Source organism: uncultured Sphingomonas sp., assembly GCF_913062585.1.
Classification (GTDB): domain Bacteria; phylum Pseudomonadota; class Alphaproteobacteria; order Sphingomonadales; family Sphingomonadaceae; genus Sphingomonas.
The window spans coordinates 207,279-233,360 of the sequence record NZ_CAJXWX010000003.1 but is presented as its reverse complement, the minus strand read 5'-3'; the positions used below and the strand labels follow the sequence as shown (position 1 = coordinate 233,360).

General features: G+C 63.5%; 28 protein-coding genes. 21 read left to right on the top strand and 7 right to left on the bottom strand.

Annotation, left to right across the window (positions count from 1 at the left end; translation table 11 throughout):
* The first annotated feature begins 58 nt into the window (after positions 1-58).
* From QZ546_RS04510 to QZ546_RS04445, 14 genes are all read left to right on the top strand, one after another.
* The gene (locus tag QZ546_RS04510; RefSeq protein ID WP_294235203.1) at positions 59-1,063 is read left to right on the top strand and encodes an NAD(P)H-quinone oxidoreductase; all 1,005 of its coding nucleotides are present in this window, start codon (positions 59-61) and stop codon (positions 1,061-1,063) included.
* Between the two features lie 93 nt (positions 1,064-1,156).
* On the top strand, positions 1,157-1,861 hold the full coding sequence (locus QZ546_RS04505) for a hypothetical protein (protein ID WP_294235201.1): 705 nt from the start codon (positions 1,157-1,159) through the stop codon (positions 1,859-1,861).
* A gap of 167 nt (positions 1,862-2,028) precedes the next feature.
* Positions 2,029-2,706 (top strand): DUF1013 domain-containing protein, encoded by a 678-nt coding sequence (locus QZ546_RS04500; RefSeq protein ID WP_294235199.1) that lies wholly within the window; start codon positions 2,029-2,031, stop codon positions 2,704-2,706.
* A 113-nt stretch (positions 2,707-2,819) separates the two neighbouring features.
* Complete coding sequence (locus tag QZ546_RS04495; protein ID WP_294235197.1) at positions 2,820-3,140, top strand: hypothetical protein; 321 nt, start codon at positions 2,820-2,822, stop codon at positions 3,138-3,140.
* Between the two features lie 780 nt (positions 3,141-3,920).
* Positions 3,921-4,085: a YhhA family cyclophane-containing RiPP gene (yhhA, locus tag QZ546_RS04490; protein WP_294235195.1), complete on the top strand. Its 165-nt coding sequence runs from the start codon at positions 3,921-3,923 to the stop codon at positions 4,083-4,085.
* 14 nt (positions 4,086-4,099) lie between these two features.
* Positions 4,100-6,190, top strand: a complete 2,091-nt coding sequence (gene yhhB, locus QZ546_RS04485) for a cyclophane-forming radical SAM/SPASM peptide maturase YhhB (protein ID WP_294235193.1) — start codon at positions 4,100-4,102, stop codon at positions 6,188-6,190.
* Positions 6,191-6,399: 209 nt separating this feature from the next.
* Positions 6,400-7,179, top strand: a complete 780-nt coding sequence (locus tag QZ546_RS04480) for a hypothetical protein (protein ID WP_294235191.1) — start codon at positions 6,400-6,402, stop codon at positions 7,177-7,179.
* Positions 7,172-7,648, top strand: coding sequence for a hypothetical protein (locus tag QZ546_RS04475; protein WP_294235189.1), 477 nt, complete (start codon positions 7,172-7,174; stop codon positions 7,646-7,648). Before QZ546_RS04480 ends, QZ546_RS04475 begins: the two co-directional genes overlap by 8 nt.
* Before the next feature lie 466 nt (positions 7,649-8,114).
* Positions 8,115-9,188 (top strand): glycosyltransferase, encoded by a 1,074-nt coding sequence (locus QZ546_RS04470; RefSeq protein WP_294235187.1) that lies wholly within the window; start codon positions 8,115-8,117, stop codon positions 9,186-9,188.
* Positions 9,189-9,258: 70 nt separating this feature from the next.
* On the top strand, positions 9,259-9,816 hold the full coding sequence (locus QZ546_RS04465; protein WP_294235185.1) for a helix-turn-helix transcriptional regulator: 558 nt from the start codon (positions 9,259-9,261) through the stop codon (positions 9,814-9,816).
* 34 nt (positions 9,817-9,850) lie between these two features.
* Positions 9,851-10,192, top strand: a complete 342-nt coding sequence (locus QZ546_RS04460) for a hypothetical protein (protein WP_294235183.1) — start codon at positions 9,851-9,853, stop codon at positions 10,190-10,192.
* A gap of 39 nt (positions 10,193-10,231) precedes the next feature.
* A complete protein-coding gene (locus QZ546_RS04455) occupies positions 10,232-10,696 on the top strand; it encodes a hypothetical protein (RefSeq protein WP_294235181.1) in 465 nt (154 codons plus the stop codon).
* Between the two features lie 110 nt (positions 10,697-10,806).
* Entirely contained in the window at positions 10,807-11,247 is a 441-nt protein-coding gene (locus tag QZ546_RS04450) for a RadC family protein (RefSeq protein WP_294235179.1), read from the top strand.
* On the top strand, positions 11,244-11,603 hold the full coding sequence (locus tag QZ546_RS04445; RefSeq protein WP_294235177.1) for a hypothetical protein: 360 nt from the start codon (positions 11,244-11,246) through the stop codon (positions 11,601-11,603). Before QZ546_RS04450 ends, QZ546_RS04445 begins: the two co-directional genes overlap by 4 nt.
* A gap of 86 nt (positions 11,604-11,689) precedes the next feature.
* Here the strand turns inward: QZ546_RS04445 and QZ546_RS04440 are convergent, their stop codons facing one another.
* The 6 genes from QZ546_RS04440 to QZ546_RS04415 all read right to left on the bottom strand — a co-directional run bounded on the left by QZ546_RS04440 (position 11,690) and on the right by QZ546_RS04415 (position 19,885).
* A complete protein-coding gene (locus tag QZ546_RS04440; RefSeq protein WP_294235175.1) occupies positions 11,690-12,574 on the bottom strand; it encodes a hypothetical protein in 885 nt (294 codons plus the stop codon).
* On the bottom strand, positions 12,574-13,341 hold the full coding sequence (locus QZ546_RS04435; RefSeq protein ID WP_294235173.1) for a hypothetical protein: 768 nt from the start codon (positions 13,339-13,341) through the stop codon (positions 12,574-12,576). Before QZ546_RS04435 ends, QZ546_RS04440 begins: the two co-directional genes overlap by 1 nt.
* A gap of 87 nt (positions 13,342-13,428) precedes the next feature.
* Positions 13,429-15,285 (bottom strand): hypothetical protein, encoded by a 1,857-nt coding sequence (locus QZ546_RS04430; RefSeq protein ID WP_294235171.1) that lies wholly within the window; start codon positions 15,283-15,285, stop codon positions 13,429-13,431.
* 32 nt (positions 15,286-15,317) lie between these two features.
* A complete protein-coding gene (locus QZ546_RS04425; protein WP_294235169.1) occupies positions 15,318-16,298 on the bottom strand; it encodes a TniB family NTP-binding protein in 981 nt (326 codons plus the stop codon).
* An 82-nt stretch (positions 16,299-16,380) separates the two neighbouring features.
* Entirely contained in the window at positions 16,381-18,723 is a 2,343-nt protein-coding gene (locus tag QZ546_RS04420; protein WP_294235167.1) for a hypothetical protein, read from the bottom strand.
* A gap of 346 nt (positions 18,724-19,069) precedes the next feature.
* A complete protein-coding gene (locus tag QZ546_RS04415; protein ID WP_294235165.1) occupies positions 19,070-19,885 on the bottom strand; it encodes a hypothetical protein in 816 nt (271 codons plus the stop codon).
* Between the two features lie 288 nt (positions 19,886-20,173).
* On the opposite strand from QZ546_RS04415, the gene QZ546_RS04410 reads away from it, so the two are divergent.
* Positions 20,174-21,280 carry a hypothetical protein gene (locus QZ546_RS04410; RefSeq protein WP_294235163.1) on the top strand — a complete coding sequence of 369 codons (1,107 nt, stop codon included), beginning with the start codon at positions 20,174-20,176 and terminating at the stop codon, positions 21,278-21,280.
* A 39-nt stretch (positions 21,281-21,319) separates the two neighbouring features.
* On the opposite strand, the gene QZ546_RS04405 is transcribed toward QZ546_RS04410, so the two are convergent.
* Positions 21,320-22,240 carry a hypothetical protein gene (locus QZ546_RS04405; protein ID WP_294235161.1) on the bottom strand — a complete coding sequence of 307 codons (921 nt, stop codon included), beginning with the start codon at positions 22,238-22,240 and terminating at the stop codon, positions 21,320-21,322.
* Between the two features lie 318 nt (positions 22,241-22,558).
* On the opposite strand from QZ546_RS04405, the gene QZ546_RS04400 reads away from it, so the two are divergent.
* From QZ546_RS04400 to QZ546_RS04380, 6 genes are all read left to right on the top strand, one after another.
* Positions 22,559-22,867: a hypothetical protein gene (locus tag QZ546_RS04400; RefSeq protein ID WP_294235160.1), complete on the top strand. Its 309-nt coding sequence runs from the start codon at positions 22,559-22,561 to the stop codon at positions 22,865-22,867.
* A gap of 159 nt (positions 22,868-23,026) precedes the next feature.
* Positions 23,027-23,233 (top strand): hypothetical protein, encoded by a 207-nt coding sequence (locus tag QZ546_RS04395; protein WP_294235158.1) that lies wholly within the window; start codon positions 23,027-23,029, stop codon positions 23,231-23,233.
* On the top strand, positions 23,230-23,337 hold the full coding sequence (locus QZ546_RS17660; RefSeq protein WP_367113510.1) for a LexA family protein: 108 nt from the start codon (positions 23,230-23,232) through the stop codon (positions 23,335-23,337). Before QZ546_RS04395 ends, QZ546_RS17660 begins: the two co-directional genes overlap by 4 nt.
* A complete protein-coding gene (locus QZ546_RS04390) occupies positions 23,334-23,603 on the top strand; it encodes a DUF4113 domain-containing protein (RefSeq protein WP_294235156.1) in 270 nt (89 codons plus the stop codon). The genes QZ546_RS17660 and QZ546_RS04390 overlap by 4 nt, the downstream gene beginning before the upstream one ends.
* 121 nt (positions 23,604-23,724) lie before the next feature.
* A complete protein-coding gene (locus QZ546_RS04385) occupies positions 23,725-24,774 on the top strand; it encodes a hypothetical protein (RefSeq protein ID WP_294235154.1) in 1,050 nt (349 codons plus the stop codon).
* A gap of 22 nt (positions 24,775-24,796) precedes the next feature.
* Complete coding sequence (locus QZ546_RS04380; RefSeq protein ID WP_294235153.1) at positions 24,797-26,071, top strand: hypothetical protein; 1,275 nt, start codon at positions 24,797-24,799, stop codon at positions 26,069-26,071.
* Positions 26,072-26,082: the final 11 nt, after the last annotated feature.

Here is a 26,082-nt window from a genome sequence, read left to right as displayed (position 1 = left end):
ACAGCCACATTCGCGAAGGGGGTGGTAATCAGTGCACGCGGATAGCGATGTGAGGGGCATGATCGACGTCCCGGAGATGATGACCGCGATCGACCCCGAGGCGGCGGGCGGACCCGAGGTGCTGGTGCCCATACAGCGCGCGACGCCGATGCCGGGCGAGGGCGAAGTACTGATCCGCGTCGCGGCTGCCGGGGTCAACCGGCCCGACGTCATGCAGCGTCAGGGCCTCTATCCGCCGCCGCCGGGCGCCCCCTCCATTCCGGGGCTGGAGATTGCGGGCGAGATCGTCGCGCTGGGCGAGGGTGTAGGCCCCGAAATGCTGGGTCAGCCCGTCTGTGCGCTGATCGGCGGGGGCGGCTATGCCCAATATGCCGTCGCGGTCGCCGAGCATTGCCTGCCCGTGCCGCACGGCCTGTCGATGATACAGGCCGCCGCGCTGCCGGAAACGCTGTTCACCGTGTGGACGAACGTGTTCGAGCGCGCCTATGCCAGCGAGGGCGACACCCTGCTGGTCCATGGCGGGACCAGCGGCATCGGAACCATGGCGATCGCGCTGGGCCGGATCTTCGGGCTGACGGTGATCGTCACGGCCGGATCGGACGACAAATGCGCCGCCGCCGAAAAGCTCGGCGCGGCCCGGGCGATCAATTACCGGACGCAGGATTTCGTCGAGGCGGTCAAGGATTTCACCGGCGGCAAGGGCGTCGACATCGTGCTCGACATGGTCGGGGGCGATTATTTGCCCCGCAATATCCAGTGCCTGGCCGAGGATGGCCGTCATGTCTCGATCGCGGTCCAGCGCGGCGCGAAGGCGGAAATCCCGATCTGGGAGGTGATGCGCCGCCGCCTGACCCTGACCGGCTCGACGCTGCGCGGGCGCGACCGGGCGTTCAAGGCGATGGTCGCCGACGAAATCGCCCGCATCGTCTGGCCGCATGTCGAGGAAGGGCGGCTGCGCCCGGTCATCGACCGCAGCTTCCCGCTCGCCCAGGTCGCCGATGCGCATCGGCGCATGGAATCGGGCGATCATCTGGGCAAGATCGTCCTGACGTTCGACACCTGACCCTGTGCGAGGCTTGATCCGGTTGCAAAAGATTGCAACGGATCGAAAGGCCGGAACGGTCGTTTCCCGGCGCAGGATTTTGGGGGGATGTGAATGGCGCAGCTTTATGGTCGGGTCGGGCTGACCATGATGGTCGGCCTGGCGGGATGTGCGATCGCTGCCCCGGCCCAGGCGCAATCGGCGCGCGACATCCTGACCCAGGCGTCGTTCGCCGACATCGACCAGGCCAGCGCGCTGCGTCGCGTATCGGCGGCCTATAATGTCGCGGGCGCTGCGCTGCGTCATGCCCCCGAGGACCATGAAGCGCTGCTGATGCGGGCGCTCGCGCTTGGCTACCGTGCCAAGCTGACCGGCAATCGCACCGACGCGATCGCCGCGCGTCACCAGTTCGAGGCGCTGATCACGCTGAATCCGCGCGATGCCGAAGCACAGTTGGCGCTGGGCGCGTGGCATATCGGCGGGGTCAAGAAGCTGGGTGCCATCATGGGCCGGGCGGCGATCGGGGCACAGCGCGGCATCGGCTTTTCGGCGCTCGACAAGGCGGTGGCGCTCGGCGGCGACCGGGCGCTGTTCCCGGGGCTGGCGGGGCTGTTGCGCCTGGAACTGGACCCACGCGACCCGCGGGGACGCACGCTGGCAGAGGCGGCCGCGCGCGCCGGGGTGCCGACCCCGCTCGACCGGATCATGCAGCGGGCGGCCGCCGCGATCCTGAATCCCTTGCGCGCCGGGGATACCCAGGCGGTGCGCAGGCTCGCGTCGCAATCGCTGCCTTTCGGTCGGTTCGACGACGACAACTGAACGGCGGGAACGGCTGGACGAAGGGGGTGTTACGGTCTATCGGTCCATGTTCCCGGCAGTTTGTGGCGCCGCACCTTGCTCTCGGGACCAGCTTTCATTAGATTTGCCGCCGCTACGGCCGCTCCGATGAGGGGCGGCCCTTTTATTTTCCGACTGGAGTGATCCCCGTGGCCCAGCCGCTCATGCCCCATGCGACCGCTTCCTGGCTGGTCGACAACACCTCGCTCTCGTTCGAGCAGATCGCGGATTTCTGCGGCCTCCATATCCTCGAAGTGCAGGCGATCGCCGACGACACGGCCGCCACCAAGCTGACCGGTCGCGATCCCGTCCGTGCGCACGAACTGGCGCAGACCGAGATCGAGAAGGCGCAGGCCGACCCCGATTATCGCATGAAGATGATCAAGGGCCCCGAACAGGTCCGCCGTACCAAGGGCCCGCGCTACACGCCGGTCAGCAAGCGGCAGGACAAGCCGGACGGCATCGCCTGGATCATCCGCAACCATCCGGAAATCTCGGACGGTGCGATCTCGAACCTGATCGGCACGACCCGCACGACGATCGCGGCGATCCGCGATCGCAGCCACTGGAACATCGCCAACATCACGCCGAAGGACCCGGTGACGCTGGGCCTGACCACCCAGCGCGAGCTGGACTCGGCGGTGGCCAAGGCGGCGAAGGCGACCGGCGGCAATGCCGAGGCGCAGCCGACCGACACCCGCCTGGAGGGCGACCGCGAAGCCCTGCTCGCTTCGCTGCGGGCCGAGCGCGACCAGGCGAGCCGCGACGTCGATTCGATCGGCCACAATGACGATGTGATCGACCCGCACTCGCTGTTCCGCAGCTGATCGACGCGTCGACGTTGGAAAAGGGGCGTCCACCGACCGGGTGGGCGCCCCTTTTGCGTTTCGGGGAACGGCGGATGGCCTGTCCCGTTGAGCCGGGCAAAGGAGATTCGTTTATGTCCGAGCAGGAACAGCGCACCGGCCAGCCCTTCGATCACGACCACGGGCATAGCGGACAGGATTATCACCGCGACGCGGAAGCCGCGATGGGCCGCGCCGAGCCCTCGGGCAGCGTGACGACCACCCCACCCGCACAGGGCGAGGGCAATGCGGATACCGAACTGCCTGCCGATAATGGCAAGCGCGCGTCGGTCGATCCGAAGACCGGCGAGGTCCATGGTAGCGGGGCAGGGGCCGGCGGCGGCCATCGCGGCGACGAGATCGGGGAAGTCGACCCTGCGACTCCGCTGGGTGTGGGCAAGCGACCGGTGAACTGAACATCCTCCCCGGCACGGGGAGGGGGACCGCCGCGAAGCGGTGGTGGAGGGGGATGGCGGCCAGGGACTTGCCTGGCGGGAAGCCCCCTCCACCACCGCTACGCGCTGCCACCTCCCCGTACCGGGGAGGATCGTGCATGAGGCACGCTATCCAACGATGTCATGACAATGTCGTCGCAGCGAGCAAACCATAGTGCTATCTATCTGACATTAGACGCATTACCATATAAAATGCATTGGAGGCGAAATCGTTAAAATTGCTCAATACGCCAATTTTAACGGTAAGAGAGACTCAATCGGTCCCGTACCCGTCAAGGGCCACTTAGCTGGTTATGATGCAACCTATGATGGGGGCCACCAGCGAGAGAGATGGCTGCAGAAATCTGTCATCGTTCAGGTGGTATCCCGCCGAGGATCACCAAAATAGGCTGCTTGCAATGGCATCAAGCGTGTGCAGCGATTTGAGCCATCGGGTGCAAACAGGTTGACGGGGTTCAGGCGAGCCGCGGGGGTGGAAGCGTTATTGGCCAGCGATCCAGCGATCTGAGAAGAAGATGCTTCAAGCCGTGCGTGCCGCGCCAGGATCGGATCCGAAGGGCTATAGCAGTTTTGATCAAAATCGATTGACTATAGCGGGGCGGGAGCGCGCACGGCAGCATCTCTTTTGCCAATGTTCGGCAGTAGATGTGAGCGTAGTGGGGGTCCTACCATTTTGGTTGCTTTTCTCGGTTGTACGTATCGATGGCGTGATCCAGAAATTGGCACGTAAGGAGAACGCCGATGCAGATCGTGGAAGACAAGAACATCATTCGTGAGAGCGTACTGAAGACATCGACGAGCAATCCAGCGCTGCAGCGTCTTCAAAGCCGAGTCATGGCGGGAGTTGCCGCGAGTGAGGTGATCACTAGCTACGACCGCATGCATCATCGTCATAGCCGTTCCTGATCGGGGGCGTCGACGTGTCGGCGGCAAGGATCACGTCCTTTCTTGTCAAGGTTGCATCAAGGTGCAATCTCGATTGCGACTATTGCTACGTGTATCACCACGCCGACCAAAGCTGGCGCGAAATGCCAAGACTGCTCTCCGCGACGCATCGGCAGGCATTCGCTCTGCGCGTCGCGGAGTACGCCAAAGCTCAGCAGCTGACCCGATGCGCCGTGGTCTTCCATGGGGGTGAGCCTCTGCTCGCCGGTGCAGACGAACTCGCCGCGTTCGCCGACCTCATTCGCGAGGCGGCGCCGGATGTCTGCATCGACTTCGGCTTGCAGACGAATGGCATCCTGCTGTCCGATAAGGTCCTCGACGTGCTGGAGGTGGCGGGGATCGCCGTCTCGCTCAGCATGGACGGCCCGCGTGCAGCACATGACCTTCACCGCACGACGCGGCGCGGGCGATCAAGTTTCGACAAGGTCGAGGCAAGCCTTCAGCGTCTGAAAGCGAGGCCCAAAGTATTCGCGGGCGTAATTGCCGTGATCGACGCTTCCGTGCCGCCGGCGACTCTGCTCAAGTATTTCGCCGCGCATCAGGTGCCCAAGCTCGATTTTCTCCTGCCAGATGCTCATCATGACCGCCCACCACCAGGACGCGAGAAGGATCCCGAGTTATACCAGCGCTGGCTTATCGAGGCGTTCGACCTATGGCTTGATACATATCCAGAGCTTCCAGTCCGCACCTTCGAGGCTCTCCTAGACGCGGTTGCGGGGCTTCCCTCAGGTACCGACGCGTTCGGTTTCGGGGACGTAAGCCTTCTATCGGTGGAGACCGATGGATCGTGGCACGATCTCGACGTCTTCAAGGTCGCAGGTGATGGAGCCAGTCGACTGGCGGGTTCGGTCCTAGATACGACGGTTGCGGAATTGGCGGCGTCGCCGGCCATCGATGCTCATCGACGCCTTCTATCGAAGGAAGGGGTAAGCGATCAGTGTCGGACGTGTGATGTGGTGGACGTCTGCGGTGGTGGCTCCGTCCCACACCGCTTCCGTTCGGGCACCTTCTGCAATCCAACGGTCTACTGCGGCGAGATGAAAGCGCTGATTGCTCATGTCCGCATGCGACTCGGCGATTCTCTAATCGATGCCGTCCCGGTAGCGGACGCCACTCCCGACTTCGATCTGGCGTCCTTCGAGCTGGCGGAGACGAGTGCCATGATCATGGAAGGCCTGTATGGCGAGGCCGTCGCTGCAGACATGGCAGGGCTCGACGAGGCTCTTCTGATGCTGCCCGGGGCGAATGTCGAGAACGCGGGTAGAGCGCTGGCGCGTCGAGCCGGCACCGTCGCATGGCATCGGGCCGTTTTGGCTGCCGGTGCAGGACGCGTAGTCCATGACGTGGAAGGAACGCCGATCACGGTTGACGCCGACTATCTGGCCGCCCTGCACGACGGAGCTGCTCGCGACGATCTCGAGATTGCAGGGGAAGATAGCTGGCTTCGTAAGCCCTTTGGAAACGCGATCGAGTTTGAAGACGGCGATATCGTCGAGGAAGGGCGCGTTCTCGTCGCTGAGGCGCTGAAGATCGTGGAGACATGGCGTCCAGCGCTTGCGACCGAGCTTCGCACGATCTGTTCGGCGATCCAGTTCGTGCGCGATCCCTCCGCGCATCCGGACAAGATCGTGTCATTTAGCGACGATTCCGTGCCAGGAGCGGTATTCGTATCAATCCGGGGGACGCACGGCCTGATCGATGCATACGACTTGGCGGACTCTCTGGTGCACGAATATCGGCATCAGAAGCTGTACCTGCTCGAACGCCGGTACGCTACCACCCGACCGGGCGCGCTTGTCGTGTCTCCATGGAGGGACGATCTTCGGCCGGCCTCGGGTCTACTGCATGCGGTTTTCGTGTTCGTCGAGCTGCGCCGCTTCTGGGAACATGTGCGCGACTTCGGTCCCGCTCGTCTGGGAAACCGGTCGATCGCCCAGCTGGAAGATACAGAGCGCAATCTGTTGCAGGCTTTCGAGACGCTGCGTGCGTGCGATTTGACGAACACGGGCCGGGCCCTCGTGCAGGTGCTCGAGGAAAAGTCCCGGTCCATGGCGCTGGCGGCATGACCCTGATAGTCGAATCCAATTCGCTGCCATTCGAGCGACATACGAGGCATTCACGGCTCCGCGACTACTTCTGCGACAAGGATGCTACCGCAACGAAGGTCGACGAAGGGTGGGAGCTTGACCTAAGCTGGCCCGCTGACGCGAGGCGCCACGTTGACCCCGGTCTTGGCCGACACCTTGGCCTCTGGGGCGGTATAGAGCTCTCTGACATGGCGGTCGCGCGAAGGCGCTCGGGCAAGGTTCTGACCTCGCTGTACGATACGTGGTCGCTTCTGACATGGAGCGAATGGGTTGCGGGCAAGCGATCCGATCCCATCGATCCAATCACCGTTCTGCACATAGACGATCATCGAGACCTGATGGCGCCGCGTCTCGCGATCACCGCGGGTGGCATCGTCGACATGATAACAGACGCACCTTTCGACGTTCGAGATCCGGGTTCGGTACTGGCGGCATGCGAGAGCGGAGCCGTTGGCATGGGGAGCTTTCTCACGCCCTTCTTGCACGCCTTTCCAAATTGCGACGTTCGTCATCTGTGTCAGCCACCAAAGGTATCGGCGACGACTGACCATGTCATCATCGAGACGACCGTAGTGGACGATCTGCTGCGACCCGGGGTTCTTCGTCCCGCCATCTCGCTTGAAGAAGGGGAGGGGGTAGGTCCTGGCCGATACCGCACCACTCCAGATCTGGCGGACTGGCTCGCCGACGTCGGCGACGGCCCGATTCTCCTGCACGTCGACATGGATTACTTTAACAATCGCTATGACGGGGATGGAGACTGGATAGATCGCGTTCGAAGGCACGATCCCGATCTGACAAGCGTTCTTGAACGCATCGACGAAGTGACCAGCTTCATGCGGGCATCTGGGATAGTCGACCGGATCGTGGATGCCGCCGTCGCCTTCTCGCCAGGGTTCTTCCCCTCCGAGCTCTGGGCGCCAGCCGAGGACCGTCTGCGCAAAGGCCTGAGTTCTCTTTATGAGTAAGGTCCCTACCCACAAGGCAGCGGTAAAACGTCGCAAGCCGTCCCGTCCGACTCCGAAACCGAAGGTGGTCAAGCCTCCGAAAGGTGGCCCGAAGATCGATCCTGCGGAGGTGCGGCTGGCGCAGAAACCCGGCCCGAAGAACAAAGGGGACGGACCAGGAGGGGAGTACTGGGATGTCGTCGGCCCCACGGGTCGCGCGGGTGAGGTCTTCGTCAACGTCATCGACGAACCTCCGCTTGGCCGGCATGCCTCGATGCAGATCTTCCTGAACCAGGATCAGCAGGGCAGAGGAATCGGGCGGGTGGCCTATCGTCTGGCGGCGGAGGCGAGCCAGCACGATCCGCTATATCTACACATGCGCAAGTCGAACGATGCATCTAGGCTTGCCGCCGAGGCGGCTGGTTTCGTTGACGTATCGCCCTCGGGCATCACTCAGCTCATCCTCAGGCGCGACAGGCGCAAGGATTGATGCAACGTATCCCTGAATGGCTCGCTCCATCGGCGCGCACCGATTTGTCGTGGCTGCTTTCGAACCGAAGGTCAGTGGTTAGACTCCATGTAGGCCGTCAGCAGCTGGCCCTTCGTCGGTGGGCTCGACGCCACGGGCTTTTCGCCAGCGCGGATGCGGACGGATATGTGGCAATCTCGCGTGAGGCGATCCATGCCCGACGCGTGATCGACCTGGACCGTCGGCCCGGTCGACACACTCATGCTCTGGGCCTATTGCTGGGCTATCCCCGGTGCTGTAGTCGCTCGATCGACCGCTTCGGAGACGAGGGAATCGATGCCCGGCATGCGGTCCTGTCGGGACGGCGCTTCCACGGGCAATTCCGTGCCATCGATCCGACTGGCTATCTAGCAGGCCAGGCGTACATCTCGCATGTCCCCTGTTCACATCGTTGCTCTTTTTCACTTGCCCAGGTTCAAGGACTGGCGTGCTGACCGTCGCGGTCATGCCTTGTCTCGACGAGGCGGCCGATGTTCGTGACACAATCGCTTCGCTAGGCTTTCTGGAGGCTGCGCCGCCCGTACCCGACGCTCATCTGGTCGTGGTAGACAATGGCTCGACGGACGGCACGCTCGACATCCTCGAGCGGATCTGTGCGAGGTCGCCCTCGTCGGTACACGTGGTAACGGAAGTCGAGCGTGGATATGTGCCACCTCGAACACGTGGCGTACGCGAGGCCATGCGTCTCGCTTCCATCCTGGGGGTCGATGCCGACGAAACGCTGATACTGCAGGTGGACGCCGACACGATCTACCGCACTGGATACGTCGCGACGATGCGACGAGCGGCGGCTGCTGGACATGGCGTGTTGCTCGAAGGCTCAACCAAGCCACCGCCCGGCTTCGCCGAGCGGCACCCGGAATATGTAGCGGCCCAGCGACTCGTCGATGACCAGGTCGAGTGGTTAGACGCCAGAGACGAGGACGAGGTCGTTCTCGACGACAAGGTGTGCGGATATCGTCTGTCAGACTATTTGGAGTGGGGAGGGCTTTTCCCGGAAGAGTGTTCCACGGGCGATGCCATCCACGCGGAAACCACTCGGATGTTCATCCGCGCCCGGCTGCGATGCGGCGCGAGAAAAATCCGGGTAAATCCGGCCGGGGCTATACCCTCCCGCCGCAGGATCATCGAGGACCCGTCGTTACAATATGCAACGGCAGGGTTTCCCCGCGAGGCCTCATGGATCGCGCAGCGCCGGCGCGCGGGTGAGGTACCGTCAGATATCGACACGTTCGCAAGGCGCGTTGTGGAGGGGCGCGAGTCAGAGGCCGTGCGATTACGGATCGCACATCAGCTTGTCCTCTTCCGGCATTTACCAGCACTCGTAGCCGTCGTTGACGGGATGGTGAACATCAGCGACCTGCCGATCGATGTCCAACGAGTTCTCCGCGCATCGGCTATTCCAAGCCGCATGCAAATGTCCGAACGCCCCGGGGAGGTAATAACAGCACTGCTCGGGCTCATCGATAGCGCCCCGGAAATATTCGTTTCGATCCCATGATTGGGAAGTCGCAGAGCTTCCTGCCGAACGGCAATTCCGGGACAGCCCATTCTTGAGCTAAGGGCTAGGAATGAAAGACGAAGACCTCCTCCTATCGAGCCGGCTGGCATCGCTGTCGGATCGTCAGCGCGAGATACTCCGCCTCGTTTCGCGTGACGTCAACTCCAAGGAGATCGCCCGGAATCTCGGGCTGAGCGACGAGACGGTCAAGAATCATATTAAGGCTGCCATGAGACGGCTCGGCGTGACGTCCCGCTTTGACGCTGCTCGTCTCCTTCGCATGCATGAACACGATGACCCGCGAGTGGTCATGGACCCCTCGAGGGTCATTTCGATCCTCCCGACAGCCAGTAGCCATGGCGACGACGACATCAACCGTGCCCCGCCGGAACTGCGTGAACGTCGAGCCGTGTTCGAACTCGATGGAAACGCATCCGACAGGCCGGTGGACAAGTCATGGTCGGCAGAAGCGGGCGATCGACCCGATGCGCAATCCGCGCTTCGGGTGGTGACCCTCATCGTCGCACTGACCGTCGCGGTCGCGATCGCCATCATCTCGGCGGCGCCCTTGGCCAAGTCGGTGCAGGAACTGACCAACATGATCGAACCGCCAACCAGGCAAAGCTGACCCGGGTCCCCGCGCCCGGGCGAGGGGAAACGAGATGCTGAAGGAACGTCGACTAGCGGTTGAGAACGTCAAGGCCGCATTTCTGCCGGTGGAGCGATCCGCCGAAACCACCGCTGCCCTCGGTGCCAGATGCGTCGCGACCATGATCGAGGAGCGGTCGAAGGCGAATCTGCCCATCGCGACCGGAGCGGCTGCGATGGGGCTCGTGTCGGAGGCGCTGCAGCTGTCGCTTGCGGCACGTGCGAAGTTCATCGAGGCTCACCAGCTGCTGGGCAGCCTGCCCTCCGAGATCGGCGTGCATTCGTATGGCGGCGACGAGTGTCCGCCCAATCAGCCGTTCACTTCCGCGGAACTGACGCTCCGCGCGGTATCGTGAGACGTTGACCGCGCTGCGCGAGAGTGCACAACGTGGCGCATGCCCTGGTGGACGATCACCTTCTGGACCATTCTCCTGCTTGTCTGCGTCGCTGCCTGGCGGCTCGGCGGGCGGCATGAGCGGGAGGCTGCTTCGCTGCTGCTTCTCGCTGCAATCTCGACCGTCCTCGTGCGATCATCGGCTGCGGGTCGCTACTCTTCCGTCGAGGTGGGCGTGCTTGCGGTCGATGCCGCGCTCATCTGCGGTCTGGTTGTCGTCGCGGTCCGTAGCGGCCGGTGGTGGAGCATCGCCCTCGCCGTCCTCCAGGGCATCACGCTGCTCGGCCACCTCGGCAAGTTTCTAGATCCAGGGCTATGGCGACTTGGGTATGCGATCATGATCACGGGGCCGGCATTCCCGGGCCTGATCATCTTGCTGATCGGGATCATTCAGGGCCGGGGCGCCGCGACGTCGCAATCGAACACGACATCATCGCGGCCCTCCTCGAGGGTGTTCCGGGCGTAGACGGGCCAGAAGCCTCCAAGCATCTGACAGACGAGTTCGGCACTCTCGCGGCGGCCTTTGCCGCCTCAGAGGCCAGATTGCTAAGGGCATGCCGTGGAAACTCTGCGGCAGTGATCCGTCTGGGTGCGTTCCGGCGAGCGATGCTCCACGTCCTGAACACCGAGATGCGTTCAGGGCCGGTCATTTCGGGCAGTTCGGTGCTCATGGCCTATCTGCGGGCCGACATGGCGCTTTCTCCAGTCGAGTGCGTGAGGGTGCTGCACCTCAATAGCAGAAACATGCTTATCCGGGACGAGATGATCGCAAGGGGAACGGTGGACGCGGTCGCAATCTACAATCGCGAGATCATCGCACGTGCCCTCGAGCTGGGTTCGTCCGCGCTGATCATAGCTCACAATCATCCAGGCGGTGATCCGTCACCCTCGTCCGAGGACGTCGAAATCACGAAGGCTCTCGTGACCGCTGCGGGTGCCTTCGACATTCAGGTTCATGACCACGTGATCGTCGCATCGGAAGGCTTCTCGAGCATGCGCCAGCTGAGGCTTTTGTGAGCGAGGTTTTCGATGCGGTGGAAGGTGCCCGACGGATCCTGCTGGCGCGGGAAAGGAGGCGCTCAGCCCTTCCAGCGATGATCTTCGGCGAGCCAGCCTGGGAAATGTTGCTGGACCTGCTCGTCTCGAAGGAGGAGGGGCGGCCTGTTCCCCTTAACAGCGCATGTATCGCATCGGGGGCTCCGACGACGACTGCTATGAGGTGGGTCGCGCTATTGCAGACTGCAGGGCTGGTGGAGCAGCAACCCGATCCCTCTGACCGCCGACGTAAGTTTCTCGTCCTGACTCAACTGGGCGAGGAAAGCCTCAAGGCGGCCGTTCGAAATCTTTTTGCCGAGATAGCAGGATCGGTGTAGCTCATCATCGCGTGATGGGGAAACCTGCTAGAATCATCGCCATGACGTTCCGCGCAGCTCCACCCGCTCCCGGGACGAGGCGAACGTCAGCGAAATAGGATGTCCGCGGACTTTCGCCCGGCGGCTCTGAGCGAGAACGTGGTACAGCCCGAGATATTCATCAGCTCCGAATACAGGTCAGGCTGGGGATGACCGTATCCATTGTCCGACGAGCATGAGAACATGACCTGGCAGTCGCTGCCGGAGGTATGTCTCCAGTCCCGAAGGAGCGCCCTCGTCGAGCGCGTCCAGTGGGTCCCGGCACCATGATGGAAAGCGACGAGCCCGGTCAGCGACCTGCCCGAAGCATGTAGCCGTCGATAGAGCGGTACCCAGCCGAACGATGCATCGCCGGGAAGCAGAATGACCTGCCCATCAGACCCGACGCCTCGAACGAGTGCTAGAGCGACGCCGCTGCGGTTGCAGTCCTCGTCCTGCGCCGGACTGACAGCGGAATGGCGAATCTTCTGGAACAGGAGCGTATCCCCGTTCGCCGCCCTGAACGCATAGGTTCGCCCGACTCGCGTCTCAGGCACGCATGCCGCTCTAGCGAGCCCGGCCGAAAAGCGTACCGCGCGAGGAGAGGTGACTTGCCGAGGTACCAGCCATTCCGCCTTTCGCGCAGCGTCCCCCTTTGGGGCGGACGACCAGTGATCTTCATCCCAGTGGGTCAGCATGACGCAGGTATCCGATGCCACGGGCATACTGACATCGACGTCGCTAGGCTTCTTCTTGCGGAATGGACTGCCCTGACGTCCCCCATAGTCGATCTGCAGCACGGGCACACCACCCTGATCAAGAACTGCGATGGCGTCTCCCTGGCCTACGTCGTAGACTCTTACGCCGCTTAACGCCTTTGCACGACCGAACGCGGCCGGCGGCCGGATGATCGCGTCAGCCTCGCTGATACGCTTCCGAACGACGGCAGCCATCAGTACGACACCACGACGCGTTGCCGGTCGTCGTCGCGCGGAAGGCGCTCCGCCCAGTATGGTTCTGTGGTCGTCGACACTGCGGTTCGTTGCGCGGTCTGCAAGTTCTGCGTCGTCCGTGCCTCATCCGGCGCCGGAGGGGCGCCACCGTCGGGTGGCGATCCTGAGCCGGGACCGTCCGTATCCTCATCAAAGTCAGCGTCGGGTAGATGGTCCAGCGTGAATATGTTTCGAAGGAAGCGGATGGCCTGTGGCTCGGCCCGCCGGAGTGCTACGAGCCGACCGGAGCCGAAGTCGTCCCGAGGTCGATCGAATTCGCTTTCTCCGACGAACACAGGCGTATGGGACGTGACGGCGCCTCCTCTGACGGCGAGAATGCGGAACCAGACGCCTGGGCTCGGTCGGCGCAGGCGGCCCCGCCAGTGATATCTCAGGGGCTCCACGCTTCCGGCGGAATAGATATCGATGACGGGCAGGGCTATACTTTCGAAAGCGCGGTTCAGTTCCTCCCTGCGTCGGATACGCTGCGCCTCCGTGATATCGACGTCAGGCAGAGCGCCTACATACTCCATAAGATATGCAAGGTCTCCGACGCGTAGGCCGCTGAAGCGAGCTCTCGCGAAGGCCTCGGACAGAATATCCGGTCTCTCGCGCAGAGGCTCGCCGTCAGGCCCGTCCGGATCGAATTTCGCGTCGAATGTCGAAACGTCTTCCAAGAAAGCAAAGTAATCCACCAGGCCGGGATCACTCATATCAATATTGTGCATATGAAAGTTCCGCGAGAGGCCATTGACGCCCAACCAAAGTTGGAGGGTGTTGAAAAATTCGACTATGCCAGAAAAGAGATAATATCGCTAAGGGTAATCTTTGGAATGGGTGAGACCGAGCAGCCGTTCCGCGGCCGACCGCAACCAGCAGCCTGGAAAAGGTTGTGCGAGGGTGGCGTCTTCAAGAAACTTGACGATTGCCAAAGACGATTGGGATGTTCGGGCCATTAGCTCCGCTGTGGAGACGTAGACCGCTGCGAGGTCGAGCACGTCATCAACGGCGAGGCGCTTCGGCATTCTGCCGGTGACACGTTTCGAGAAGACGATGGCGGTATGCTTCGACGCGAGATTCAGAATCTCCAGGGCGTCCTCGAGGATAACCTCGCTGGAAAAGCGATCCGGCCACGCGGCATGGTCGAATCGCAACCGGCAGAGCCGGAGCATGTCGACACGGTCAATGGACACGCGCTGGAATATCGGACCATCGCCCTCGGCGATCACAAAGGGTACGCCGGCGAGCATCGCCTTGATCACCGGACCCCACGGCTTGCGACCCGGAACCGATCGGAGCGCATCGACTAGCCGGACGGGATCGGACAGCTCTCGGGTCACCGCCGCCTCGATCTGGTCGGTGAAGTCCGGCACATCGGACCCAATCAGGAAGTGGCGATCCCAGTCGGTCGATAGCCGCAGGCCGGAGGCGGTGAGCAGGCCGAGACAAAGCATCTGTTCGACGGCGTATAACGGCACGCCCAGGCGGTACGCGACTGCGGATGCGGAAAGCCGCTCGCGCATGGCATCGCCGATCGCCATGGCTTCGTGAAGGAAGAACGCAGGTACCAGCCGAGGGCCGTGACCGCGTTGCAGCCTAGTGACCAGACCGTCGTTCCAGGCGGTCGTCAGGGTGGCCCGCCGGGTACCGGCCGCTTCGGCAGCAGGGCGAACGGCCACGAAGCTGTTCTGTGAAACCTTGCTCTGCTGGCAAGAGGCGATCGACGTCAACTTGGAACCTTGGGCATGAGACAGTCGGAGCGGGGATAGCGCGACGACGATGGCGTCCAGGACGGTGGGGGGCAGGGCCCTTGCCAGCTCTTCGCTGCGCATCGTCTTGACGAAGGCGACGAACCTGGCCCGATCCCGCGAGGGCAGCGCTCGAGCGGCGATCTCGATCGCCTTCAGCGGAACCGGCCAGTCGAGCAGCACGTCGCACGCGCCGGTGAGGCTTTCCAGCAGGTCGTCCGGATCGGTATTCGGTCCGCTGATCCTGAAGCTGCCGCTCTTCGCGCCATGAACGATCATCGTGAGAAGGGTGAGGAGATCGAAGGCCTGCTGCTCGGTGAGGGCTGCAATGTCGAGAATACGGCTGATCGCCGCCTGCCTCTCCTGCGTATCCGGCGAGCAGATGCCGGCGGCGAGATTCAGGCGGAGGTGGAGTTCCGGCGGCACCGGGCGGGCCGGCGTCTTCGACAGGCTCGCCACGCACCGGAGATTGTCGCACCGGTCCACGCCGTTGGCGACGGTCCACTGCTGATCCCTGCCGCAGCAGCCGCACCTGCGCTCGAGCATTTGCCACGTCGTCGGGCAGAATGGCAAAAGTCGCATGTCCCAGCGGGTGTCGTGAACGGGCATGGGAACGCCGGCGCCGAACGCTCCCGGAGCGAACCGGCGCCGACGAGTGGTTTCCAGCAAGAGGGGCGGGACGGCCAAGCCCCAGTAGTTCACGCGGCCATTGCCCGCCGCCTCGTGGCGGCGGGCAATGACGTCGTCGCGCGAGACCTCGAGAAGCCGTGCCAGCTCGTCGATGTCGAGACCGGGGCAGTCGGCGAAGTTTGGGTGGTTCCGATTGGCGATCCCCACTCGCTGCGCGATGATCCACGTGTGAGGTAGATGGCGCCGGCGGCAGGCGCGCACCACGAGACTGCGCAGCGAGTCTCGCGGATCCACGTGAAGTGGCCTACCCGTCGCCGGCGCCATGGTCACAGCCCCCGTAGCGGGTTGTGGTCGATGAAACCGAGCTGCATCAGGTGCGCCTCGACGGCATCGCTGATGTCGTCCACCGTGAAGACGGTGTCGCCACGGCGCACCGCCGTGACGAGGGCGGTTCGCATGAGGTTCATGAACTGGCCGATCACGCCGCTGCACGCGTCGCAGAGCGCCGCAGCGAGCTGCTCGTCGTTCAGCCCGACAGGCGCGGAGATGATCTCGCGATCGACCATCTCCTGGTCCAGGGCGTCGAGAAAGCCGACCCAGAGCTCTTGGTCCTCGTCGTCATGCCAGCGTAGCGCTCCAAGCGTGCATGGAGCGCTGAGACGTCCCGAAAGCTCCCGGTCACGACCGAAAACGGGGACGGCCTCCTCGGTGCCGAGCAGTGCGATGGGAACGGGGCCGACGTCGAGCAGGAGCTTCACGCTCGCGGTGATGTGCGCGTTCAAACCCTTCCTGTGACCATGCTGGGCCTCGTCGACGATCAGGAGTTCCGTACCCTTCTCCTCCATCAGGTCGATCGCACGGCGCATGAGGTTCGGTTCGAAGCCGCGCCCGGTGAAGCTGTCGTCGAGCTCGGCGAGGATCGCGTCGAAGAGACCGCGACCGGTGCCGTTCGCGTCCATACGGACGTGAAGTACCGGCCGACCGCCCACGGGAACGTCCTTCCTGCTCTCGTTGAACAGCTTGTACTGGCGGGCGCCCACGGTCTTGCCGCACCCAGTCTGGTCGAAAAGCGTCAGCCCCAGCTGTGGCATGCCTTTGCACTCCAGGCCGGTGAGCCGCAGTTCCTCGAGCTCGGCCTGGAAGGCGATCTGGCGGGGATAGGGGAGGACGATGCGGCGCAGCGCCGCAGTCGCTTTGGCGACGCGTTGCGATCGCGCGATCAACCCCTCGGCAGGGGGCGCGACCGAATCTGCGGAAATCTCGATTTCGATCGAGGAAGCCGCTTCGTCGTCGAAATGATGGTCCATACAACTTCTCCAGGTTGGCGCGGGCGCACCAAGGTCGTGCGGTTCCGGCGCCCGCCCCGGAACCGCACGATCTCGGTCGCGATCAGGAGAGCTTGGTGCCCCAGACGAGCCCTGCGGTACGCGGCTTGCGAGTCGCGGAGCCCTTCTTGGCCGGGGCGTTCCCGCTCGCCTTCGCGTGCGTCTCGCGCCGATCCCGGACCTCGGGCGACGCGCGGCGCGACGGTCGACGGCGCGGCAGGGGGCCCTCTCCACGCACGTCGTCGTCGCCATCGGCATCGATGTCGTCGACGCTGCTGACGGCGTCGGAACCGGAGCGCGGCGTTCTCGTCTCCGCGTCCGTGCGATACCCCGCCGCCATGTCCTGCATGACAGCGCCCTGCACGTCCTCGATCTCGGGCGCGGCGGCGAAGCCGTCGCAGGCTTCGTCGTCCACTTCGACGTCGTGGCCGAGCAGGCGGCGGACCTGAGCGATGCCCATCAGACGACCGATCAGTCGCTTCTGGCGCTTACGGAGCTGCGGGGTCACGTCCATGACCGCGCCGATGAAGTCGGCGCGCGCCTCCATCTGCTCGGCAGGCGTGTTGAACTCCATCGCCTGATCGCTGGCGAATTCGCGGATGCGACGGTGGAGCCAGAGCGGAAGTCCCTCGGCATAGTCGGCATTGTCGCACGGTAGGGTCACGTAGCGACCCGCGCGGCGATTCCAGACGTGGACGTGGCCGACGTTCTCGGTATCCACCTTTACCTTGACCGGCACGCTGGGATTCTTGGTGCGGCGTTGCGACGGGGGGATCAGGCCGAGCATGTCGTCGAGGAGCTCGCGGGTCAGCTTGAAGTCGGAATAGCGCAGGTTGTTGACCGTGACGCCGGACTTGGTGAGCGTGACGTCGTACTCGACCTCCCCGATCGCGCGGCGGAACTCGTCGGCATCGTGCAGGACGTTGACGCCATGCTTCGCGACCTCCTGGTTCCACACGAGGGCCGGCTGCCGATCCATCAACGCCCGGCTCCGCGTCACGTGATAGACGGCGATCGCCCGGGCGAGCAGAGCCTGCGCTTCCTCGATGGTGAGCATCGCGTGCTTTTCGGGATCGTAGCCGAACTCGCGGGCGCGCGGGATGTCGTACGTCGCTCCGGGCAGCGCGCTGACGAAGATCTGTACGATCGTCAGAATGGCACGTTCGCCAAGCGCCTTGTCCCGCGGCATCTCGGAACCCGCGTAGAGGACCGTGGTGCCCACGTCCGCCAGGGCGTCCTCGGTGCCGTGGGAGTGATGCGGCGTGGCGTTGTCGAGGAGGATGGCGTCGGGGCGCACGCAGATGCCTGAAAGCGTGGGGTACCGAGCGGCCATGTCCGCCGGCACCTTCTTCGGCGTGCCCGCGTGATGGAACGTCCGCAGGGTCACCGCCGTCGACGGCCGGTCGAAGGACAGGTCCCAGCCGACGATGCAGCGTGTGACGTACTCCATCTGGATCGTGAAGAGCGGCTCGCCGATCGGTACCCCTCGTTCCACGTCGACGAGGAAGATCATCGGCAGCGGCGTATCGTCCTGGACGGTGAGCGCGCCGATCTTGGTGGGCATCCGGGCATGGCCGCCGCCGAGCCAGCGCGAACCGACGGCCTTGTCGCCGTGCTTCGTCTTCCAGGTATAGGAGCATTCGATGCGACGAACCTGGAGCCGGAAGGTCTGGTAGCTCGGGATGGCGTAAGGCTCGGACGGCTGCGCGTAGCGCGGCAGATCCTCTCCGGTGAATTCGCCGCGGTTCACGCGGCCGAGTTCGGTCGCGAACAGCGCGTAATGGGCGAGGATGGAATTCGACTTTGTCGTGTAGCTGGCGAGCGCATGCCGCTGCATGATCTGGAACACGACGGGATGCAGGCGGCGCTTGCGGGGCGTCTTGCCCCGCATGTCCACGAAGTCGCGCATGCGGCGCTCACCCGGTTTGCCGCGCTTCCGGATCCAGCTGCGGATCGTCTGAGGCGAGGGCGTCCACCCGTTGAGTGCCTCCACCAGTTCGTCGTCGTTCTTGAGGATCTCGTCGCGCCATGCTCGCAGCGCACGATCACTCAGCCCGCTGGGTTCGGCATCATACGCGCGCACGAGCATCGCTCGCGCTACCGACTTCGGGTCGAGCTTCCTGGCGGTTCGGGCATCGATCTCCATGACGCGCGCACGATTGCGCACCGCGTCGTCGAGCCGGTCCGAGCGGATGATGGCCCGTCCTTCGGCCATGAGGTCTAGAAGCTGCGAGGTCGTGGGCTTCTCTGGGAAGCCGGTCTTCGGATCCGGCAACCTGAATTCCAGATTGCTCTTTTCCCGACGGATCGTGAGGTGATCATCGGGATCGCGGCGCTCGTACACGTGAGCGATGCCTTCGATGTCGATGATGCGGCCTGCGGTCAAGCTGCGGGGGAGGTCGGTCATTTCGTGGTCCTGTCGTCTGGGCATGGAGAGGTCGGCTGCCGACGACGCCACCCGCCGACAGGGACGAGGATCGATCCGTCGGACCGTCCCTTGCGGTGGTGGGTGGGGGGCTAAGTGCCCCCGATGTGGAGCCTGAGGGCTCCTCGCAGACCTCTGGCTCACGGCCGGGTCCCATCCGACGATCGTCCGACTTCCGGCGATCGAGGGCCAAAACGAGTAGGTGGTCGGTGCTCGGCCGACCGGCCTCAGGTCAGAACTGGCTAGGAAGGATCGCTTCCGCCGTTCGACGCCGAGTGGGGGTAGTCAGGAAGCCTGGGCCCTTGGGCCGTATCGGCCTGTCCGATGGTCAGATCCTCATGCTGGCGACGGCCGGCGGGGCCGACAAGGGCGTGACGATGGTGTCCGGGGTGATCTCGGCGTCGAGATCGAACGACAGGCGCTGCCGGGTCGAGACGTGGCAGACGATCGCGTTGCCCTCGATGCGGGAATGCGGAGCGACGGCGTCCCGCAGGGAGCCCCACGCGACCGGCACCTTGTCGTTGACGAACCGCTCGACCGTCTTTTCCACGCTGCGGTCAAGCTGCTTGTAGACTTGGCCGAAGAGCATCTCGACCGTCCGGCGACGCGCCTTCGATCCGATGATCTCCGCCTTGTAGCGGATGTCGAATTGCCATCCGATCCGTCGGCAGATCTCGGCATAGCAGCCCAGCTTCAGCGCATAGTCCGGATCGACCAGGTCGCTGGCGGTACGCTTGGCCTCGATGCACTCCACCGTTCCGTCCCGCAGCTGGCGCATGAGATCGACGCGATAGGTCATCGGCTTGCCGTCGTAGACGAAGCTGGAGATCATCGGGTGCGCTTCCCAGTCGCGCACGTTCCAGTTCGCCTCACTGTCCATGCCAAGGAACATCTCGGACGGCCCCTCGAGCATCTGTCGCCTTCCAGTCTTACGGGAGGGGATGCGGACGCGTAGGTGCTTCTTGCCGCGAGTGATGATGGGCTCGTCGTAGCCGCCGTGCTGGAGCACGGTCATGCGCGCGAGGATCGAGGTCGATGCCTCGCCCCCCTCCCACGAGGTCGCGACGCGCTTCAGGCGCAGGCGGCTCGGATCGATCTCGACGTTCGCCAGGTTCGGCACGGCGGGATCGGGATGCTTGGGCATGCGTCTCATCGGACTTCTCCCCGGAGCGGTCGAACAGTTCCGGACAGACGGTGGCGGTATACGGACGTCCGCCGGCTCAGTCGCCGCCTCGCCCGAAGCGTTCGCCTCCGATCCTCCCTCGCTCGACGTTCCGCTTCCTCGTACGAATCCATATGCTCTCTATCCAAATAGTGATCGACAAGCCGCTATGTATGAAGCAGATCGCAACCCGTCAATATTCTTATTTGGTCATCCTGATTTTTATATGGACAAATGGACATGTGGGGTGCGTCGGGTTAGGAAGCAACCATGAGTGACCAGATCGATACTTCGGGCGCGGGAGCCCCGTCGTCGAAGGCGGCGATGCGTCGACTGCGTGGCTTCCTGGGCGACCCACTGCCCGCCGAAGAAGCGGTGCTGTGGGCGGAACTGTCCGAGCGGCAGCGGGCCAAGGCGCTGCAGCGCATGGCCGCCCTGACCCGGTGGAACACGGGGAAGGCGCCTCAGGACGCCGTACTGGCTGCCGCCAACGCGGGACTGAAGCACACCGCTAGGTTTTACGAAATGGCGAAGGCCTGGGACGACGCCCCATCGCTCAAGGTTCTTGGTGTACTCGCCACGGCGCCGCGGACGCGCAAGAATAAGCACGAGGATCTGCTGTCGGAGAGAGCCCGCGAGCTGATCGATGCCCATCCGGGCGAGAGCGTGCGTCAGCTCGCGCTGAAGCTCGCCGAGACCCCGGGGCTCGGAGACAAGCCGCCGACCTACAATACCTTCCGTCGCTTCGTGGACGACGAAATCCGCCGACGAAGTCGAAAGGCACGGCCGGGCAAGTATGTCGGGTTCGACTGCTGCGCCTGTTCGATGCAGCGGATGGATGGCTCTGAATACGCGCTGTTCGCGATCGTCGACCAGGAAAGCCATCTGATACTAGGTGCCGCGCTGGGAGATGCGGCGGATAGCCGGCGCGGATACGCGGATGCCGCTGCCGACGGGCTGAGGCGCATGGGACGGTCGCCGCTCGCCGGCGTGGCCTGGCTTGATCGCGTCGAAGGCTTCCAGCTCGTCGTGGGGGTCGATGGAGAGAGATGGAACGACATCCGGTCGGAAATCGTAGCGGCGGGGGTCCGTGCCCCGATCGAGCCCTCGACGCGCCGACAGCGTTTCGGCCGATATCTTAAGCCGGCCGTCGGTTCGCGACTGGGCCGGATTGCGCTCTCGCCGAACAGAACGCAGGGGCTGGGGACGGGGGAAGGAGGCGGTGGACCGTCGAGCCCGACCGCCGACGACGTGATGAGGCTGGCGATAGAGGTCGATGCCCACAACGCGTCGATCGTCGGGGATCTCGAGCGTGTCGACCGATCGGAGCCACCTGCAGACCTGATGGCCCTATTGCAGCACCTTGCTCCCGATTAGCGCCGCGATCGATGTGTGCTGGTCGCCTTCGACGGGATCTCAGTCGACCCAGATCACTTCGACTGCCTGCCGCGCGGCGTTATGATCGAGCAGGAGATCGCCGACGACGTCGCGCGCGTCTTCGGCCGTGAGCGGCCGGTCCTTGCTGTTCCGCAGAACGGCGACCGGATCGACCGCGCGAACCGGCTGGTAGACGATGCGCATCTGGCCGAAGCCACGGCCGAGCGCCCGTGCGAGTTCGCGCCGACCATTGTGCGAGAGCAGGCGGATCACGCGCGCGCCCGCAAGTTCGAAGGGGTCGGCGAGGGCGTTCTCGACCCTGATCTCTGCATCGCGCGCCACTTCGAGGACCGCGGCCGCCATGCGGGCAGGCACCTGGTCGTCAGTCCCCATCGAAGCCGCGATGATGGCACCGGTCGACGGCCGGACGGCCAGGACGAGTTCGGGATAGGACATCGCGCCGTCGGGCGCTGCAATCGGTAGCCTGATCCAGCAGCGGGTAACGAGGACCACGTCGTCGTCCGTCTCGACGACGACGTGCTGGCGTGCATCCATGACCATGTTCCAGATCGTGCTTCGGGATGGCGCCTTGAGCCCTTGGGCGGCCAGGGCATCGTTCACAGCCGCGACCGTCTGTTTCAGGGTCAGGTCGGCGTCCAGGCTCGCGATCACCTCACGCGCTGCACGCTTGACCTCGGCTGCGAGGTGGCGGGGTCCGGTCCTGCGCTCCTTGCCCCTGGTGAAACCCGAGCCGGATATGGCGGAGGGGCGACGATACTCCTTCCATGCGCGGACGAGCGCGAGAAACTGGCCGACACTGAGTTCCAGTCGATCGGCGTGCCCCTTCCGGTCGACGTCGTTCGGTTTCGCGATGGCTATGAAATCCTGGATGACGGCAATCCGGCGACGGACCTCCGCGCGGCGCAGGGGGTCGACGCCCGACATGTCGAGCTCTTCCATTTTTTTATCCTTTGAAAGTGTTGCCGAGCGCTGTGTCGGCAGTGTTGGAAAGGGCAGAGCTTGCTCGCGCGCGTCGGTTCCGACGGGCAGTCGGATCGCGTGTCGTCGTGGGGTCGCGTCGCTTCGGGTGAGGCTATGGTCGAGCCGGAGCCGAATTCGGCGTCAGCCGAGTCGCCTGGGTATCGAGCCCTGCAGTGTCAGTCAGACTTCGACACGCGGCATATCGAAGCGAGATACCGAGCGAAGCCGACCGGCTTCGCCGCCGTTGATGATGATGCAACGAATGTGTGTCACGCCCCCTGTAGAAGGAGACGGGGCATGGGCGCCTACCGCATAGACAAGGACCTCACGATCACGCGCGTCGAGGGCGCACCTTCGGAGATCATCGGCGATTACCAGACGTGGGACTGCGTCTCCTACGACGCGGACAACGACATCTGGTGTAATGATCGGGGGCTTTTCGAGGATGATTTGGTGGTCGCCTGGGTTGGAGAAGCGGGGCGGGTTCCGCTGCCAGCCTTCATTCTCGGGCGGTATGATGGCGCATACGGCGACCCGCATCTTGCGCTGGAAGACGTAAGGTTCGGTGCGGTGAACAACCCGTATGGGTATCTCTCCTTCCGCTGAAGCGATCTGCAAAAAGCGCGTGCGAATCGAAAACCTCAACTGCGGATATTGAGCCCTTCGACGGATCGAACGGCGACGACATGCCCAAGCCGATCCGGGCGTCACATTTTTTTGACCGACCATGTTCTCTAAATGTTCGAATTGTCCTATAAGGGTCTGGTGAGCGTATCGAAAGAAAAGATGCTGCCCCTGACCCAGCACGACCTGCCCTTCGAGGTGGTGCCGATAGAGGCGCGACTACTTCTCGAGACGACGCCGGCCGGCTTGCCGTCTCCTGCCCAGGACGTCCTGAATCAGCCGATCGATCTTGCCGCTTGGCTGATCGGTCAGCCGGCCGTGAGTTATGTGATTCGCGTCACTCGATGACCGACGCGGGTATCGCCGATGGCGATCTGGTCGTGGTCAGCCGCGCCATCGAGGCGCGTCCTGGCGACATCGTCGTCGTACTATTGATGGCGACCGCACGATGAAGCGGTTGCGGCGCTCGGGCGGTAGGCTTTGGTTGTTGTCTGAGAACGGGTACGCCTACATCAAGGCGGGGATCATGCTTGAGGACTTGGTCGCCGCTGACTTTAGGCCAACGGCGCTGTTCGAGGGCGATGTGGAGCGTTGCGACCGGCTGACGACGGCGTTCGACGAGGTCAACGCCCGGTTCGGCAAGTTTACCGCAGTGCGCGCGGCGCAGGGCTTCAGACGTGACTGGAAGATGCGTGCAGAAAACCGTTCGCCCGCATGAACCACACGGATCGGCGAAGTGTCCGTAATCAGGGCATGACGATTATCTTCTAGACAAGATCAGGGGCGTTGCCGTGTGCCGTACCGGTCGATACTCTGGGGAAAAATCAACGGGAGGCAGTGTGGCATTTTTCACTGAAGACGAGCAGAATGTTCTCCGGGTCACACGCATGATCATCCACGTTGTCGGCCGGCCTGACGAAGATTTTGTTCCGGAACCAGAGATTGAAGTGCAGGAGGAAGGTTTCTTTCGCGCGCGCATCATCGCCGATGCCAGCGACGCCCTGCATGAGTTCCGCGACGATTCCCTGGTCAAGCCGATCGTAGAGCAAATGGCGCGAGGCGAGATCACATTCGAAGCGGGCGGTCAGGAACTGGCCCGTCAATTCGCGCGCGATCACGTGAAGACCGCCGTCGCAGGTGCCTTTTTCGTATTCGAACTGGATGTCGGCGCAGATGCCCGCGTCTATGCACTGATCAAGTACGACTATCGCGAGGCCGTAGAGCTATCGCAGACCGAGGGGCGCAGCGTGCTGCGCGCCATTGTCCAGGCGTTCGTCAAGGATCGGAAGGCGGTGCAGAAAATCTGCCTGATCCGGGTGGTCGGCCGTGACGCGGATCGCATGATCTCGGCCGCCGATCGGATGCATCAGGCCCCCGACCTGACCGACTATTTCGCAAAGTATCTTGGCGTCTATCGCAACCAGTCCGATACCGAGCTCAGCGATAGGCTGGACACGGCAATGAGACAGTCGCTGAACGAAGTACGCGAACACCTCCCGAACGGTGTTCCAACCGCACTGCGCCAGATGAAGCAGACCCTGGAAGGGCGCGAAACCGTAACGAACGATGATGTGGTTCAGGCGGCTATACATGTTGCCGGTCGTCCCGATGACGAGGGGATACGCGTGCTGATCGAGGCGAAGACCAGGAAGTGCCTCAAGCGGCAAAGGCTCGACGACGTGGCATTCACCCCCGAGGCAAGGATATTCCGCACCCGGCCACGCGAGTTCGTTCGAACCGCAGAGGAGGTGCGGTTGGAGTACCCCGCCGAGCAACTGGGACAGACGGTTGTGCGCCAGGAGGTCGACGACAATATCGTATTCACGGTAACGACGAGAAGGATCATTGAGGATGGAACCGTCCCGGACCGCTCTCACACGCGCAATTGATGCGCTTGCGGCGACCGGACGTGTGACGGTCACCGAATCGCGAACCGAAATCGCCATCTATCAGTTGGATTCAAATGGCGTTCGTACCGTCGCGCCGCTTGTCGCGCCGGCCGGCTTCACCTTGTCCGTCCTGGCGGACGAGGGAGGTCCGATCGCGCTGGCGGACGTGACTGACGATTCCGAAGGCATTGAACTGGTTGCCACGAAGCCCGCCGTTCCAGACGGTGTACTGCCGATACTGACGCGTGCGGGATTTCGCGCGATGCTTGAGCGCGGTCTCGATGAGACCGTGGTCTGGATAGAGGAACTCGATCGCCGCATTGATACCGTTTGTGTCCGCTATACTTCCTGGCCCGATGTCGACTCATTCGATCCCCATTCAGCACCAGCGGACCCTGCCCGCGTGGTCAGGGTGCTGGGTGTCGCGGGTGTGCCCGATCCTATTGGTCGATGGCTGTTGCGCGATCCTCACGCTGACGTCTCAGGACAGGTACTGTCGCCGTGGCGCACCAAGGCTGCCGGCGCCTTGGCATGCGCCATCACGCAGGAGGTCGAGCCGGACGGCACACTGCTATTCCGCGGTCCGCCACCGACGAGGTTTCGCCGCGACCGCGGAGACCGCATCGAGGTCAAGAGCTTTGGCGCGCTGCAGGCTGCCGCCGCCTGGGTATACGAAAACCCGCGCGAACTGGAGAACCGCCACGGGCTGCTAAGTGCCGAGATAGCACGAACCGCGCTGCGGGACGGCGACCTCGCTGACCTCGCCTCCGTCATGTCGGTGGCGCTGGAAGGAGCCAGAATCGCGTTCAGTTTCGGCGTGTCCCAGCAAAGCCGAGACGCCCTGAAGACGTTGAGCGACCTGCGCAAGGCGGTGACGGAAGAGACGGGCAAGCTGGCAGATGCCACGCGGTCGCTGGCGACGGCGATGACGACGTCGGCGCTAGGCAACGCGGGCTTGGTCATAGCGCGCCTGACGCTGCCCAAGGGCGCAGGTTTCGTTGGATCCGCAGCGATAGTGATTGGTGTAGCGCTCGCACTATATGTCGCGGTCGTGATCGCGAGCGGATGCCACTTTGTATCGATCCAGCGAGATCTTCGCGCCAACTGGAAGGACCGCCTCTATCGCTTCTTGCCGGAAGACGAATACGAACGGATGGTGACGAAACCGGTTGGCCGGGCTGAAGCTGGTTTCAGAAATACCGCGATCGCCAGCGGCGTGCTGGCGGGCGTCATGCTGGTCGCCGTCACCCTCGTGGTCATTCTTGCCGCCCAGCCGCCGGTCGATCCTATTCCCTGACAATTTCGATC